The organism is Type-A symbiont of Plautia stali, from assembly GCF_059731155.1.
On record NZ_AP035891.1, the window covers coordinates 2,486,015 to 2,501,535 of the forward strand.

Here is a 15,521-nt window from a genome sequence, read left to right on the forward strand (position 1 = left end):
AGGCGCGTCCCTGAGAGTTCCACTCCGACGGGAGCTAATCCGTGAAAGACTTACTTAAGTTTCTGAAAGCGCAAACTAAAACCGAAGAGTTTGATGCGATCAAAATTGCGCTGGCCTCGCCAGACATGATCCGTTCCTGGTCTTTCGGTGAAGTTAAAAAGCCGGAAACCATTAACTACCGTACCTTCAAGCCGGAGCGTGACGGTCTTTTCTGTGCCCGTATTTTCGGACCGGTAAAAGATTACGAATGCCTGTGCGGTAAGTACAAGCGTCTGAAACACCGTGGCGTGATCTGTGAGAAGTGTGGCGTTGAAGTCACGCAGACCAAAGTGCGTCGTGAGCGTATGGGCCACATCGAGCTGGCTTCGCCGACCGCGCATATCTGGTTCCTGAAATCACTGCCGTCCCGCATCGGTTTGCTGCTGGATATGCCGCTGCGTGACATCGAGCGCGTGCTGTACTTCGAATCTTATGTTGTGGTCGAAGGCGGCATGACCAACCTGGAAAAACGTCAGATTCTGACCGAAGAGCAGTACCTTGACGCGCTGGAAGAGTTCGGTGACGAATTCGACGCGAAGATGGGTGCGGAAGCTATCCAGGCGCTGCTGAAAAATATGGATCTGGAGCAGGAGTGCGAGCAGCTGCGTGAAGAGCTGAACGAAACCAACTCCGAGACCAAACGTAAAAAGCTGACCAAGCGTATCAAGCTGCTGGAAGCGTTCGTGCAGTCTGGCAACAAGCCAGAGTGGATGATCCTGACCGTTCTGCCGGTGCTGCCGCCAGATCTGCGTCCGCTGGTACCGCTGGACGGCGGTCGTTTCGCTACGTCGGATCTGAACGATCTGTATCGTCGCGTTATCAACCGTAACAACCGTCTGAAGCGTCTGCTGGATCTGGCTGCGCCAGATATCATCGTACGTAACGAAAAACGTATGCTGCAGGAAGCGGTAGATGCCCTGCTGGATAACGGCCGTCGCGGTCGTGCCATCACCGGCTCTAACAAACGTCCTCTGAAATCTTTGGCCGACATGATCAAAGGTAAGCAGGGTCGTTTCCGTCAGAACCTGCTGGGTAAACGTGTTGACTACTCCGGTCGTTCGGTTATCACCGTAGGTCCATACCTGCGTCTGCATCAGTGCGGTCTGCCGAAGAAAATGGCACTGGAGCTGTTCAAACCGTTCATCTACGGCAAGCTGGAACTGCGTGGCCTCGCGACCACCATTAAAGCGGCCAAGAAAATGGTTGAGCGCGAAGAAGCGGTCGTCTGGGATATCTTGGATGAAGTGATTCGCGAACACCCGGCACTGCTGAACCGTGCACCAACCCTGCACCGTCTGGGTATCCAGGCGTTTGAACCGGTACTGATCGAAGGTAAAGCGATCCAGCTGCACCCGCTGGTGTGTGCGGCCTATAACGCCGACTTCGATGGTGACCAGATGGCTGTTCACGTACCGCTGACGCTGGAAGCCCAGCTGGAAGCGCGTGCGCTGATGATGTCTACCAACAACATTCTGTCTCCAGCGAACGGCGAGCCAATCATCGTTCCTTCACAGGACGTTGTTCTGGGTCTGTACTACATGACCCGTGACAAAGTGAACGCCAAAGGCGAAGGCATGGTGCTGACCGGCCCGAAAGAAGCTGAGCGTGTTTACCGCGCTGGCCAGGCCGAGCTGCATGCACGCGTTAAAGTGCGTATCACTGAGTACAGCAAAAATGAGCAGGAAGAGCTCGTTGCGAAAACCAACCTGATCGACACCACCATTGGTCGTGCGATTCTGTGGATGATCGTACCGAAAGGTCTGCCTTACTCCATCGTCAACCAAGCGCTGGGTAAGAAAGCGATCTCCAAGATGCTGAACACCTGTTACCGCATCCTGGGCCTGAAGCCGACCGTTATCTTTGCTGACCAGACCATGTACACCGGCTTTGCCTATGCAGCCCGTTCAGGTGCCTCAGTCGGTATCGACGACATGGTGATTCCTGCCAAGAAAGCAGAAATCATTGCGGAAGCAGAAGCGGAAGTGGCCGAGATTCAGGAGCAGTTCCAGTCTGGTCTGGTTACCGCGGGTGAACGTTACAACAAAGTCATCGATATCTGGGCTGGGGCTAACGAACGCGTATCCAAAGCGATGATGGATAACCTGCAGACCGAAACCGTGATCAACCGTCACGGCGAAGAAGAGCAGCAGGTTTCGTTCAACAGCATTTACATGATGGCCGACTCCGGTGCGCGTGGTTCTGCGGCACAGATTCGTCAGCTGGCAGGTATGCGTGGTCTGATGGCGAAGCCAGATGGCTCCATCATCGAGACGCCGATCACCGCGAACTTCCGTGAAGGTCTGAACGTACTCCAGTACTTCATCTCGACCCACGGTGCGCGTAAAGGTCTGGCCGATACCGCACTGAAAACGGCGAACTCCGGTTACCTGACCCGTCGTCTGGTTGACGTGGCGCAGGACCTGGTGGTTACCGAAGATGACTGTGGCACATTCGAAGGCATCATGATGACGCCGGTCATCGAAGGTGGCGACGTTAAAGAGCCGCTGCGTGAGCGTGTACTGGGTCGTGTGACGGCAGAAGACGTGCTGAAGCCGGGCACTGCGGGCATCCTGATCCCGCGTAACACCCTGATCGATGAGCACTGGTGTGACGTGGTTGAACTGAACTCCGTGGATGCGATTAAAGTGCGTTCCGTGGTGAGCTGTGAAACCGACTTCGGTGTGTGTGCACACTGCTACGGTCGCGATTTGGCACGTGGTCACATCATCAACAAAGGTGAGGCCATCGGCGTTATCGCAGCACAGTCCATCGGTGAGCCAGGCACCCAGCTGACCATGCGTACCTTCCACATCGGTGGTGCGGCATCGCGTGCGGCAGCTGAATCCAGCATTCAGGTGAAGAACAAAGGTACTATCAAGCTGACCAACGCCAAGTCAGTAACCAACTCCTCCGGGAAGCTGGTTATCGTCTCGCGTAACGTTGAGCTGAAGATGATCGACGAGTTCGGTCGTACCAAAGAGAGCTATAAAGTGCCTTACGGTGCGGTCATGGCGAAAGGTGATGGCGAGCAGGTTGCCGCGGGCGAAACCGTTGCAAACTGGGATCCACACACCATGCCGGTTATCACCGAAGTGGGCGGTTTCATCCGCTTCACCGACATGATCGACGGTCAGACCATTACCCGTCAGACTGACGACCTGACCGGTCTGTCATCGCTGGTGGTACTGGATTCTGCAGAGCGTACTGCGGGTGGTAAAGACCTGCGTCCGGCACTGAAAATCGTTGATGCCAACGGCAACGACGTACTGATCCCGGGCACCGACATGCCGGCACAGTACTTCCTGCCAGGTAAAGCGATTGTGCAGCTGGAAGATGGCGTGAAGATCAGCTCGGGTGATACCTTGGCGCGTGTTCTGCAGGAATCTGGCGGTACCAAGGACATCACCGGTGGTCTGCCACGCGTTGCCGACCTGTTCGAAGCGCGTCGTCCGAAAGAGCCAGCTATCCTGGCGGAGATCAGCGGTATCATCTCCTTCGGTAAAGAGACCAAAGGCAAGCATCGTCTGGTGATCACCCCGGTTGACGGTAGCGATCCGTATGAAGAGATGATTCCGAAATGGCGTCAGCTCAACGTATTCGAAGGTGAACGTGTAGAACGTGGTGACGTCGTATCCGACGGCCCAGAGTCTCCGCACGACATCCTGCGTCTGCGTGGCGTCCATGCTGTGACCCGTTACATCACTAACGAAGTGCAGGAAGTTTACCGCCTGCAGGGCGTTAAGATTAACGATAAGCACATCGAAGTCATCGTGCGTCAGATGTTGCGTAAAGCGACCATCACGAACGCGGGTAGTTCGGAGTTCCTGGAAGGCGAGCAGGCGGAAGTCTCTCGTATCAAGATCTCCAACCGCGATCTGGAAGCGAACGGCAAAATCGGCGCGACGTACATGCGTGACCTGCTGGGTATCACCAAAGCTTCGCTGGCAACCGAATCGTTCATCTCTGCGGCATCGTTCCAGGAGACCACCCGTGTCCTGACCGAAGCAGCGGTAGCAGGCAAGCGCGACGAACTGCGCGGCCTGAAAGAGAACGTTATCGTGGGTCGTCTGATCCCGGCCGGTACCGGTTATGCTTACCACCAGGATCGTATGCGTCGCCGTCAGGCAGGTGAAGCACCGGTTGCACCGCAGGTGACTGCGGATGAAGCCTCTGCCAGCCTGGCTGAGCTGCTGAACGCCGGTCTGGGCGGTAGCGACGACGAATAATCGTCAGCTCTGCTGACCATGTAAAAACCCTGCCGAGGCAGGGTTTTTTTTCGTCTGAAATCCGCGTTATTTCTGATTGATATCCTGACGCGTCAGCCCGATGTCACTCAGGTGCGAAAGAATCTCCCGCGTTTCACGTCTGGCCTGCCAGCGTTTTATTGCGCGCACACCGCCACGAAAGATATCGAGTAAGGTCACGCTGAACGGTTTTGCCGCCCGGTTCTGATCGAATTCCATAATCCCAGCCCTCAGTATGATGTCTGAACAACATTTTCCCTCTGATGGCGAATTCAATACAGATTCAAAAATCACTTATATTTAACATACAGATTGCGCCCGTACCGATCTGAATGGTAGAAATAGGCGTCATCTGTACTGATTTTTTATCACCGTTAACGCAGCGAGGCACACAATGACGCGCTATCAACATCTGGCCTGTCTGCTTTCAGACCGTATTGAGCAAGGGCTGTATCGCAGCGGCGAACGCTTGCCCTCGGTGCGTACGCTCAGCATTGAGCACGGCGTCAGCATCAGCACCGTGCAGCAGGCTTATCATCTGCTGGAAGAGAAGCAGCTTATCTTGCCGCAGCCGCGTTCCGGCTATTTTGTCGTTACCCCGTAAAGCCACGCCGCCGGTGCCCGCGATGACCCGCCCTGTACAGCGTCCGGTTGAGATCACCCAGTGGGAATCGGTGCTGGAGCTGCTGAGCAGCCGCATTAATGGCGACGTGCTGCAGCTGGGCAGCGGCATGCCGGACCTGACCCAGCCGACGCTTAAACCGCTGTGGAAAATCATGGGCCGCATGGCGCAGAAGCAGGACATTGAGCAGCTCAACTACGACAGCCTGCTCGGCGTGGCAGCGCTGCGCGAGCAGATTGCACGGCTGACGATTGACAGCGGCTGTCAGCTGACGGCGGAAGATATTGTCATCACCACCGGTTGCCATGAAGCGCTGTCGGTGTCGATTCGCGCCGTGTGTGAGCTAGGCGATATCATTGCGGTCGAGTCGCCGGCTTTTCACGGCACCATGCAGACGCTGCGCGGTCTGGGCATCCGCGCCATTGAAATCCCTACCGATGCGGTCAGCGGGATCAGCATTGAGGCGCTGGAGCTGGCGTTTGAGCAGTGGCCAATCAAAGCGGTGGTAGTGGTACCCAACTGCAATAACCCGCTCGGATTTATCATGCCGGAAGCGCGTAAGCGCGCGCTGTTGACGCTGGCGCAGCGCTTTGACGCGGCGATCATTGAAGATGATGTTTACGGCGAGCTGGCGTGGGAGTATCCGCGTCCGATCACGATCAAATCGCTGGATATGGATGGCCGCGTGCTGCTGTGCAGTTCGTTTTCCAAAACCCTGGCGCCCGGCTTGCGCGTGGGCTGGGTCGCGCCGGGACGCTATCGCGATCGCGTCCTGCACATGAAATATATTGGCACCGGTTCGACGGCAACGCAGCCGCAGTATGCGGTCGCGGAGTTTATTCGTCAGGGTCATTACCTGCCGCATTTGCGCCGCATGCGCCAAGTGTATCAGCGTAACTATGAGACGTTTAGCTGCTGGGTGCGCCACTATTTTCCCTGCGGCATTTGCGTCTCGCGGCCGCAGGGCAGTTTCCTTATGTGGATTGAGCTGCCGGAAGCCTTCGATGCGGTGCGGCTGAATGCGGAGCTGCGGGAGCTGAAAATCCAAGTAGCCGTCGGTTCGCTGTTTTCGGCGGCGGGTAAATATCGCAACTGCCTGCGCCTCAATTATGGTCTGCCAATGAATGAGCAAACCGAGCAGGCGATTGCCAGCCTCGGCGCAGCCGTGGAGCGTGCCATGCAGGCCTGCAGTGCGGAAACGCGCCATATCATCTCCCTGACAGAATAACGGTGGAAAGGCAGGGCAGAGAGTCGGGGAAGCCAGCCCTGGCCCGCTGCAAGCGACAGCGGGCAGGCTCACTTTAGCGATTGTCCCCGGTCGTGCCAGCCCTGACTGCTGCCGTTTGCGCGCCGTATTCGCGGATTTATACCGTGGTTGCAGTCAGTTACAACGCTTTTGCGGCATGGGCTGGAGATTCCACCAGCGCCAGCAGCTGGCGGGTGGCCGCCTGCCAGTCTTCCGCTTGGGTAATCGCGCTGACCACGGCAATGCTGCCGACACCGGTCGCCAGCACCTCCGGCACGCGTGCCAGCGAAATGCCGCCAATCGCCACGGTAGGAATATGCTGCAGCCGGGCCAGATGGCGCTTCAGCTCGGCTATGCCCTGTGGCGCAGAGGGCATCTCTTTGGTTTGTGTCGGAAAGATGTGACCGAGCGCAATATAGGACGGACGCAGCGCCAGCGCGCGATCCAGCTCGGCGTCATCGTGTGTCGACAGACCCAGGCGTAAGCCGGCGTGGCGGATAGCGTCCAGGTCGGCCACATCCAGATCCTCCTGACCAAGATGTACACCATAGGCGTTGTACTTAATCGCTAAGCGCCAGTAATCGTTGATAAACAGCCGCGCGCCGTACTGTTTGCCAAGGGCGATGGCATCGCGCACTGCGGCTTCGATCTGGCGATCATCGCCATCTTTAATCCGCAGCTGGAGGGTGCGCACGCCGGCAGCCAGCAGGCGTTCAATCCACAACACGCTGTCGACAACCGGATAGAGCCCCAGTTTTGGCGCGGTGGCAGGGAAGGCTTCAGTCATCATTTTTCCTCTTTCAGGGCATCGGCGGCGTGATACAGCGCGCCGCCACGGCTACGGAAGGCGTCAGGCATTTGCGCCATGCCCAGCGCTATCGGCTGGGCTTCAGCCTGCTGGCGGGCCGCAAATTCGCGCACTTCCTGGGTGATTTTCATTGAACAGAATTTGGGGCCGCACATGGAGCAGAAGTGGGCCACTTTGCCGGATTCCTGCGGCAGGGTTTCGTCGTGATAGGCCCGCGCGGTATGCGGATCGAGCGCCAGATTAAACTGATCTTCCCAGCGGAACTCGAAGCGAGCTTTCGACATGGCGTTGTCGCGGATCTGCGCGCCGGGATGGCCTTTAGCCAGATCGGCAGCATGCGCCGCGATCTTGTAGGTAATCAGCCCCTGCTTAACATCCTCTTTATTCGGCAGGCCAAGATGCTCTTTCGGCGTGACGTAGCACAGCATCGCGCAGCCAAACCAGCCGATCATGGCGGCGCCAATCCCGGAGGTGAAATGATCGTAGCCCGGCGCGATATCGGTCGTCAGCGGGCCCAGCGTATAAAACGGCGCTTCATGGCAGTGTTCCAGCTGCTCGGTCATATTGCGGCGGATCATCTGCATCGGCACGTGACCGGGGCCTTCAATCATGACCTGCACATCATATTGCCAGGCGATTTGCGTCAGCTCGCCTAAGGTACGCAGTTCGGCAAACTGGGCTTCGTCGTTGGCGTCCTGAATCGAGCCGGGACGTAAACCATCACCGAGCGACAGCGCGACATCATAGGCGGCGCAGATTTCACAGATTTCGTGGAAATGCTGGTAGAGGAAGTTTTCCTGATGATGTGACAGGCACCACTTCGCCATGATTGAGCCGCCGCGTGACACGATACCGGTCAGCCGTTGTGCGGTCATCGGCACATAGCGCAGCAGCACGCCCGCGTGAATGGTAAAGTAATCAACGCCCTGCTCAGCCTGTTCCAGCAGGGTATCGCGGAAAATGTCCCAGTTAAGATCTTCTGCGATGCCGTTGACCTTTTCCAGCGCCTGATATATTGGCACCGTGCCGATGGGCACCGGACTGTTGCGCAAAATCCACTCACGCGTTTCATGGATATAGCGACCGGTCGACAGATCCATCACGGTATCTGCACCCCAGCGCGTGGCCCACACCAGTTTTTCCACTTCCTCTTCAATCGACGAACTTACCGCCGAGTTGCCGATGTTGGCGTTGACCTTCACCAGAAAATTGCGGCCGATAATCATCGGCTCTGATTCCGGATGATTGATGTTGGCAGGAATGATGGCGCGGCCGCTGGCCACTTCGGCGCGCACGAATTCGGCGCTGATATTCTCTGGCAGCTGCGCACCAAAGCCGTGACCGGCGTGCTGCTGCAACAGCGTTGTACTGCGGATACGCTCACGTCCTATGTTTTCGCGCAGCGCGATGAACTCCATTTCCGGCGTGATGATGCCCTGACGTGCATAATGCAGCTGCGTGACGCGGCGACCCGCTTTGGCCCGGCGCGGCAGCGGCAGGTGTTCAAAACGCAGATGATCCAGCCCGTCATCCGCCAGCCGCTGCTGACTGTAGTTTGAGCTAAGTGCGCTGATGGTTTCGCTGTCGTTGCGTTCGGCGATCCAGTCGGCGCGCAACTTTGCCAGACCCTGATGCACATTGATGGTCGCGTGGGGATCGCCATAGGCACCGGCGGTGTCATACACCGGCACCGGTTCATTGTCTGCGTATTGCGGATGATCTTTGCTGCCGCCAGTGTGCGTTGGGCTGAGCTGAATTTCGCGCATCGGGACGCGGATATCCGCGCGGCTGCCGCTGATCCAGATCCGTTTTGAGTTAGGGAAGGCGGTTCCCTGTAGTGAATCGATAAATTTTTGCGCCTGCGCGCGTTGTTCACGACGTGAGGTTTTAGCATCAGACATAGCAAGTTTCCTGAAAACAAGGGGGAAGCTGCTTGTCCGGAGTCCGGAAGGAGTAACAGAAACGGTGCCGGGCGCCTGACTGCACCGTGCTGATAACATCTACTTTTGTTCCCTTCGCAGGTACTAACCTGATCAGGTTCCGCGGATCCCGAATTAACGGTCTCAGCTCCTAAGGGCACTCCGACAAGTTTACGTTTTACGCTATAAGCGACTTTGCTGACTGTTGCACGCTGCGCTTATATTGCAAAGTTTGATTGTGGATTGTCGTTAAAAAAGACAATAAAAAAGCCCATTCAGCATAAAAGGGCTTTTCCTGAATAACAAGTCTTTTACAACTGCAGCGATTCAGGCCGGACGAGCAATGGTGCTGTCATTGGCCACCGGCGGGCGCGCCAGCTGGTTATCCCAGGCGAGCTGAACCAGTTTGTCTTCCAGCGTAAAGCGTGACTCCAGCGCTTCGCCCACTTCTGACAGCGCCTGCTGGAAATCCACGCAGTTGTCGTCATTAATGGCCTGCTTGCAGATGGCTGTCATACAGTTGCATCAGACGTTCTGTATTGCCTTTCAGCGCCGGATAAATCTGCGCCGCCGCAATCATCGGGCTGTCGCCGGAGATCTCGCTGATAATGCGCTCGTAAACGCTGAAGTTGCCGGTGGAGAGATAGTCCACCAGACAATGGCAAAACGCATCCAGCGCCTGTTCATCCAGCGCGGTCAGCGCTTCTTTGTTCGGCTTCATGCCAATTAACTCGTAATCGGTGACGAGCAGCTGTCGACGGGCGCGCAACCATTAGTCGACTAATTCATTACCGCCACCTACACGCTCGGTCAGGTTATCTAACTGGGTAAGCATACGGGGCTCCAAGTGAGTTATAGTTGTTTATTACACACTTAACATCAGGATTTCAGCGTGCCATTTGACGCTTTTGACGCTAAGGACAACGATTAAGATGCAACGTGAGATCTCAAGCGTAGACGCTGGCTGGTGGATTGTCTGCTCCGCGCAGAAACTTTGGTTGCCGGAAGGCGAGTTGCCGCATGGCTTATCCGGCGAGTTTGGCCTGACCGGCAGCAGCGGCAGAGTGATTGGCGAGTGGCAGGGCGAAAACGTCTGGCTGGTATGCGAAGCGCGTCCGGACAATATGGCCTCGGTGCGCCAGCTGATTGACGAAGATGTCGGTCTGTTTCAGCTCGCCGGGCGCGGCGTGCAGCTGGCAGAGTTCTACCGTTCGCATCGCTGGTGCGGCTATTGCGGCCATGAAATGCAGCACAGCAAGCGCGAATTTGCCTGCCTGTGCAGCCACTGCCGCGAGCGCTACTATCCGCAAATTGCCCCCTGCATCATTGTGGCGATTCGTCGCGGTGAGGAGATCCTGCTGGCGAACCATGCGCGCCATCGCAACAGCATCTACACCGTGCTAGCCGGTTTTGTCGAAGTCGGCGAAACGCTGGAGCAGGCGGTGGCCCGCGAGGTGATGGAAGAGAGCAACGTGCGGGTAAAAAATGTGCGTTACGTGACCTCGCAGCCGTGGCCGTTCCCGCACTCGCTGATGATGGCGTTCATGGCGGAGTACGATCGCGGCGAGCTGCAGCACGATGGTAAAGAGCTGCTGGATGCTGGCTGGTATCGCTACGACGATCTGCCCCTGTTGCCGCCGCCGGGCACCGTGGCGCGCCGTCTGATTGAAGATACGGTTGCGCTGTGTCGCGCCAGCGCGGCGTGAAAATGCTACACTGCCGGCCTTAGCATGAGAGAGCCCATTATGAGTGAACTGAAGAACGATCGTTATCTGCGCGCCCTGTTACGCCAGCCGGTGGATATCACCCCGGTATGGATGATGCGACAAGCCGGGCGTTACCTGCCGGAATACAAAGCCACGCGCGCTGAGGCCGGTGATTTTATGTCTCTGTGTAAGAACGCTGAGCTGGCGTGCGAAGTCACCCTGCAGCCGCTGCGCCGCTATGCGCTGGATGCCGCGATCCTCTTCAGCGATATCCTCACCATTCCGGATACGATGGGCCTGGGGCTCTACTTTGAGACCGGCGAAGGCCCGCGTTTCTCCCACCCAATCGCCTGCCGTGCCGATGTGGATAAACTGCCGGTGCCGGATCCGGAGCAGGAGCTGAATTACGTGATGAATGCGGTGCGCACTATCCGTCACAACCTCAAAGGCGAAGTGCCGCTGATCGGTTTCTCCGGCAGCCCGTGGACGCTGGCAACCTACATGGTAGAAGGCGGCAGCAGCAAGGCTTTCACCAAAATCAAGAAGATGATGTACGCCGAGCCGCAGACGCTGCACGCGCTGCTGGATAAGCTGGCAGAGAGCGTGATCCTCTACCTCAACGCGCAGATTAAAGCGGGTGCGCAGTCGGTGATGGTGTTTGATACCTGGGGCGGCGTGCTGACCGGGCGCGACTATCGCGAGTTTTCGCTCTATTACATGCACAAAATCGTCGACAGCGTGCTGCATGAGAACGAAGGACGACGCGTGCCCATCACCCTGTTTACCAAGGGTGGCGGCCAGTGGCTGGAAGAGATGGCGGCCACCGGCTGTGATGCGCTGGGCCTTGACTGGACCACCGATATTGGCGAAGCGCGGCGCCGCGTGGGCGATAAAGTCGCGCTGCAGGGCAACATGGATCCGTCTATGCTGTATGCACCCCCTGCACGAATTGAGCAGGAAGTGGCGGGGATTCTGGAAGGCTTTGGCGCAGGCGAAGGCCACGTGTTCAACCTCGGTCACGGGATTCATCAGGATGTTCCGCCAGAGCACGCTGGCGCGTTTGTGGAGGCGGTGCATCGGTTATCACGACCATATCATCAGGGATAAGCATGAATTTAGCCGCACTACGACAGCAACAGGTACAGCTCGCCGCCAGCGTGGTGCGGCAGGATGATTTTGACGTACTGCCGCCGCGCTTCATTGGCGGCGCCGATGTCGGTTTTGAACAGGGCGGCGAGGTAACGCGCGCCGCCCTGGTGATCCTCGAATACCCTTCATTAACGCTGGTGGAGCATCGCATCGCGCGTGTCGCGACCACCATGCCTTACATCCCCGGTTTTCTCTCGTTTCGCGAAGTTCCAGCCCTGCAGGCGGCGTGGCAGCAATTGTCGCAGCGGCCCGATCTGCTGTTCGTCGACGGCCATGGCATCTCTCATCCCCGCCGGCTGGGCGTTGCCGCGCATTTCGGCTCGCTGCTGGATGTGCCGACCATCGGCGTAGCAAAAAAGCGCCTGTGCGGTCGTTTCGCTGAGCTGGATGCGGCACCGGGCAGTCGTCAGCCGCTGATGGATAAAGGCGAGCAGATTGCCTGGGTGTGGCGCAGCAAGACGCGCTGTAACCCACTGTTTGTCTCGACCGGCCACCGCGTCAGCCTCGACAGCGCACTGCACTGGGTTGAGGCCTGCATGGCCGGCTACCGCTTGCCGGAGCCAACGCGCTGGGCTGATGCCGTGGCGTCTGGCCGTCCCGCTTTTGTGAAGTGGCAAAATGCGCGCTAACGCTGTTTGTGTGCGGCTTTTGCGGTACACTGCCGCCAGCTAATCTACCGAGAGTAAGTTTGATGTTACAGAATCCCGTCCATTTGCGTCTGGCGAAGCTGGAAAGCTGGCAGCACATGACCTTTATGGTCTGTCTGTGCGAGCGGATGTTCCCCAATTACTGGGCCTTCTGTCAGCAGACCGAGTTTGCCGATCCGCAGCTTTATCGCCGCATTCTCGACCTGGTGTGGGAAAGCCTGACGGTGAAGGATGCCAAAATCAATTTCGACAGCCAGCTGGAGAAACTGGAAGCGGCGATCCCAAACGGTGACGACTTTGACGTTTACGGCGTGCACCCGACGATTGACGCCTGCGTGGCGTTGAGTGAACTCCTGCACGCGCAGCTGAGCGGTGAAACGCTGGAGCACGCCATCGAAGTCAGCCGCACGTCGATCACCACCGTGGCCATCCTCGAAATGACCCAGGCCGGTCGTGAAATGAGCGACGAAGAGCTGCGTGACAACCAGGCGGTAATTGACGAATGGGACATGCAGTGGGAGATTTTTCGCCTGCTGGCAGAGTGCGAAGAACGGGACCTAGAGCTAATCAAAGGATTACGTGCAGACCTGCGTGAAGCCGGAATCAGTAACATCGGTATAAATTTTCAGCAATAAGGCGAGAAAACGTGACTTCAGGCCCGAATTACCGCGCCTGGAGGCTTCACATCAGCCCCCTGTCTAGTCTACATTTGGGGGGCTGAAAATTGTGGCTATCGGTGCGTGCAGGCTGAAGAGTGCCAGAATATGGCTTTTCCCTCGCACTCGTTGCTTAGCAAGCGATAAATACACTTTAAGGATAACTTATGAACAAGACTCAACTGATTGATGTGATCGCAGAGAAAGCGGACCTGTCTAAAACCCAGGCTAAAGCTGCGCTGGAATCTACCCTGGCTGCGATCACTGAGTCTCTGAAAGAAGGTGATGCAGTACAACTGGTTGGTTTTGGTACTTTTAAAGTGAACCACCGCGCTGAGCGTACCGGTCGCAACCCGCAGACTGGCAAAGAGATCAAAATCGCTGCAGCTAACGTGCCAGCGTTCGTCTCTGGTAAAGCACTGAAAGACGCTGTTAAGTAAGTTTTCCGCATCGCGGTTTAGCTTTAAAAGAGGGGCGATTTCGCCCCTTTTTGTTACCGGGGCCTGCTATGCTGAACATCTCTCCTCAGCGCCTCTGCGCCATCCTCCTCGGGCTATTACTCACCGGCTGCAGTGCCACTCCCGATCTTCCGGCTTTCACCGCCAGCGGCTATCTGTCTGACCGTGGCACGGTGCGAATCTGGCGTAAAAACGGCGACCACGAAGCCGTCCATCTGCGTACTGTCTACACCCCTTTCAATGGCGATAGCCGGGAAACCACCGACTATATCTGGCAGGCGGATAAACTGCTGAGCGTGGAACGGCACGTCACTGGCCAGCAGCCGGACGACGTTACCCTGCGTTTCGACCATCAGGGCAACCTCAATTTTATGCAGCGACAGCTGGCTGGCCGGCGTGAAGCCGTCAGCGCCGACAGCGTCGAGCTGTACCGGTTTGACGCGCAGCGCATGCTGGCGCAGAGCAATGCACTGCTGAGTGGTCGGGTATTGTTGTGGCAGGGGCACTGGCAGGGCGGTACACAGGTCCGTGACTGTGAGGGTCAGCAGGTGAATGTGGCGTTCGATCGCGACACGCTGGCGACGCTGTATCGACAGCAGCAGGGCCAGCAACAGCCTACCCTGTCGTGGCTGGAAGCGCCAGAGGGGATTCAGCTGCTGCGTGTCACGCCGGAAGATGAGTGCCGCTGGCAGCCGAAAGAGGCCGATTTTTAGCGGCGACCGGCTGGCCGCCGCCGGGGGCTTACCTTGCGGTTAATCGCACGGTAACCGATATCATTACGGCAGAAGCTGCCGTTCCATGAGATGTGCTGCGCCAGCGCGTAGGCATTCTTCTGCGCTGCCGCCACATCTTCACCCAGCGCGGTCACGCACAGTACGCGACCGCCGCTGGTCACCACCAGATCATCTTTCAGGGTGGTGCCGGCATGGAATACCTTCCCGTCCGCGACGTCTTCCAGTGGCAGACCGTGGATCTGATCGCCAGTGTTATAGTTGCCCGGATAACCGCCAGCGGCCAGCACCACGCCGAGTGACGGGCGCGGATCCCACTGTGACTGCTGCTGATCGAGCTTGCCATCGACGGCGGCGAGGCACAGCGCGACCAGATCCGACTGCAGGCGCAGCATGATCGGCTGCGTTTCCGGATCGCCGAAGCGGCAGTTGAATTCGATCACCTTCGGCTGACCGGCGTTGTCGATCATCAGACCGGCATACAGGAAACCGGTGTAGGTGTTACCTTCAGCTTTCATGCCGTTTACCGTTGGCCAGATGATCTGATCCATCACGCGCTGGTGGATCTCATCGGTCACTACCGGTGCCGGTGAGTAAGCGCCCATGCCACCGGTGTTAGGGCCGGTGTCGCCGTCGCCAACACGTTTGTGATCCTGGCTGGTGGCCATTGGCAGGACATTATCGCCGTCCACCATCACGATGAAGCTGGCTTCTTCACCATTAAGAAACTCTTCGATGACGATGCGGTGACCGGCATCGCCAAACGCATTGCCGGCCAGCATGTCCTGCACTGCCGCTTCCGCTTCGGCCAGCGTCATGGCGACGATAACGCCTTTACCAGCGGCCAGACCGTCCGCTTTGATGACGATCGGCGCGCCTTTCTCACGCAGGTAAGCCAGCGCGGGTTCCACGTCGGTGAAGTTCTGGTATTCCGCCGTCGGGATCTGCTGGCGGGCAAGGAAATCTTTGGTGAAGGCTTTTGAGCCCTCCAGCTGCGCGGCAGCCTGCGTCGGGCCAAAGATTTTCAGGCCGGCAGCGCGAAACGCATCGACTACGCCAATCACCAGCGGCGCTTCCGGCCCGACGATGGTCAGGTCAATGTTTTCCTGCTGCGCAAACGCCAGCAGTGCCGGAATATCGGTGGCGCTGATGGCCACGTTCTGCAGGGCCGGCTCCAGCGCGGTACCGGCGTTGCCTAGCGCAACAAATACGGTTTCTGCCAGCGGCGACTGTGCTGCTTTCCACGCCAGCGCGTGTTCACGTCCACCATTACCAATCACTAAAATTTTCATCGTT

General features: G+C 57.6%; 11 protein-coding genes, 2 pseudogenes and 1 riboswitch. Of the genes and pseudogenes, 8 read left to right on the top strand and 5 right to left on the bottom strand.

Annotation, left to right across the window (positions count from 1 at the left end):
* Positions 1–41: 41 nt before the first annotated feature.
* The gene (gene rpoC, locus AC6I8M_RS13260; RefSeq protein ID WP_010616902.1) at positions 42–4,265 is read left to right on the top strand and encodes a DNA-directed RNA polymerase subunit beta'; all 4,224 of its coding nucleotides are present in this window, start codon (positions 42–44) and stop codon (positions 4,263–4,265) included.
* A 66-nt stretch (positions 4,266–4,331) separates the two neighbouring features.
* On the opposite strand, the gene AC6I8M_RS13265 is transcribed toward rpoC, so the two are convergent.
* Positions 4,332–4,502, bottom strand: a complete 171-nt coding sequence (locus tag AC6I8M_RS13265; RefSeq protein WP_010616901.1) for a DUF1127 domain-containing protein — start codon at positions 4,500–4,502, stop codon at positions 4,332–4,334.
* Positions 4,503–4,677: 175 nt separating this feature from the next.
* Here AC6I8M_RS13265 and AC6I8M_RS13270 point away from each other — a divergent pair.
* A pseudogene (locus AC6I8M_RS13270) lies at positions 4,678–6,133 on the top strand (aminotransferase-like domain-containing protein).
* Positions 6,134–6,290: 157 nt separating this feature from the next.
* On the opposite strand, the gene thiE reads toward AC6I8M_RS13270, so the two are convergent.
* From thiE to rsd, 3 genes and pseudogenes are all read right to left on the bottom strand, one after another.
* Positions 6,291–6,938 (bottom strand): thiamine phosphate synthase, encoded by a 648-nt coding sequence (thiE, locus tag AC6I8M_RS13275; protein ID WP_010616900.1) that lies wholly within the window; start codon positions 6,936–6,938, stop codon positions 6,291–6,293.
* Entirely contained in the window at positions 6,938–8,860 is a 1,923-nt protein-coding gene (gene thiC, locus AC6I8M_RS13280) for a phosphomethylpyrimidine synthase ThiC (protein ID WP_010616899.1), read from the bottom strand. The genes thiE and thiC overlap by 1 nt, the downstream gene beginning before the upstream one ends.
* Before the next feature lie 92 nt (positions 8,861–8,952).
* Positions 8,953–9,053, bottom strand: a riboswitch (TPP riboswitch).
* A gap of 152 nt (positions 9,054–9,205) precedes the next feature.
* Positions 9,206–9,713: pseudogene (gene rsd / locus AC6I8M_RS13285) on the bottom strand (sigma D regulator).
* A gap of 97 nt (positions 9,714–9,810) precedes the next feature.
* On the opposite strand from rsd, the gene nudC reads away from it, so the two are divergent.
* From nudC to AC6I8M_RS13315, 6 genes are all read left to right on the top strand, one after another.
* Entirely contained in the window at positions 9,811–10,584 is a 774-nt protein-coding gene (gene nudC / locus AC6I8M_RS13290) for an NAD(+) diphosphatase (protein WP_498013415.1), read from the top strand.
* 39 nt (positions 10,585–10,623) lie between these two features.
* Positions 10,624–11,691 (top strand): uroporphyrinogen decarboxylase, encoded by a 1,068-nt coding sequence (hemE, locus tag AC6I8M_RS13295; protein ID WP_010616897.1) that lies wholly within the window; start codon positions 10,624–10,626, stop codon positions 11,689–11,691.
* Positions 11,692–11,693: 2 nt separating this feature from the next.
* Complete coding sequence (gene nfi, locus AC6I8M_RS13300; RefSeq protein ID WP_010616896.1) at positions 11,694–12,362, top strand: deoxyribonuclease V; 669 nt, start codon at positions 11,694–11,696, stop codon at positions 12,360–12,362.
* A 62-nt stretch (positions 12,363–12,424) separates the two neighbouring features.
* Positions 12,425–13,015, top strand: a complete 591-nt coding sequence (locus AC6I8M_RS13305; protein WP_010616895.1) for a YjaG family protein — start codon at positions 12,425–12,427, stop codon at positions 13,013–13,015.
* A gap of 188 nt (positions 13,016–13,203) precedes the next feature.
* The gene (hupA, locus tag AC6I8M_RS13310) at positions 13,204–13,476 is read left to right on the top strand and encodes a nucleoid-associated protein HU-alpha (protein ID WP_006121511.1); all 273 of its coding nucleotides are present in this window, start codon (positions 13,204–13,206) and stop codon (positions 13,474–13,476) included.
* 68 nt (positions 13,477–13,544) lie between these two features.
* Positions 13,545–14,207, top strand: coding sequence for a DUF1481 domain-containing protein (locus AC6I8M_RS13315; protein ID WP_010616894.1), 663 nt, complete (start codon positions 13,545–13,547; stop codon positions 14,205–14,207).
* Here the strand turns inward: AC6I8M_RS13315 and purD are convergent.
* The gene (gene purD, locus AC6I8M_RS13320; RefSeq protein WP_498013416.1) at positions 14,204–15,517 is read right to left on the bottom strand and encodes a phosphoribosylamine--glycine ligase; all 1,314 of its coding nucleotides are present in this window, start codon (positions 15,515–15,517) and stop codon (positions 14,204–14,206) included. The genes AC6I8M_RS13315 and purD overlap by 4 nt on opposite strands.
* Positions 15,518–15,521 lie beyond the last annotated feature (4 nt).

Bases quoted from the DNA above. Each gene is read 5' to 3' on its own strand.
- AC6I8M_RS13265 (WP_010616901.1), bottom strand. From the start codon at position 4,502: ATGGAATTCGATCAGAACCGGGCGGCAAAACCGTTCAGCGTGACCTTA.
- thiE (WP_010616900.1), bottom strand. From the start codon at position 6,938: ATGACTGAAGCCTTCCCTGCCACCGCGCCAAAACTGGGGCTCTATCCG.
- thiC (WP_010616899.1), bottom strand. From the start codon at position 8,860: ATGTCTGATGCTAAAACCTCACGTCGTGAACAACGCGCGCAGGCGCAA.
- nudC (WP_498013415.1), top strand. From the start codon at position 9,811: ATGCAACGTGAGATCTCAAGCGTAGACGCTGGCTGGTGGATTGTCTGC.
- hemE (WP_010616897.1), top strand. From the start codon at position 10,624: ATGAGTGAACTGAAGAACGATCGTTATCTGCGCGCCCTGTTACGCCAG.
- nfi (WP_010616896.1), top strand. From the start codon at position 11,694: ATGAATTTAGCCGCACTACGACAGCAACAGGTACAGCTCGCCGCCAGC.
- AC6I8M_RS13305 (WP_010616895.1), top strand. From the start codon at position 12,425: ATGTTACAGAATCCCGTCCATTTGCGTCTGGCGAAGCTGGAAAGCTGG.
- hupA (WP_006121511.1), top strand. From the start codon at position 13,204: ATGAACAAGACTCAACTGATTGATGTGATCGCAGAGAAAGCGGACCTG.
- AC6I8M_RS13315 (WP_010616894.1), top strand. From the start codon at position 13,545: ATGCTGAACATCTCTCCTCAGCGCCTCTGCGCCATCCTCCTCGGGCTA.
- purD (WP_498013416.1), bottom strand. From the start codon at position 15,517: ATGAAAATTTTAGTGATTGGTAATGGTGGACGTGAACACGCGCTGGCG.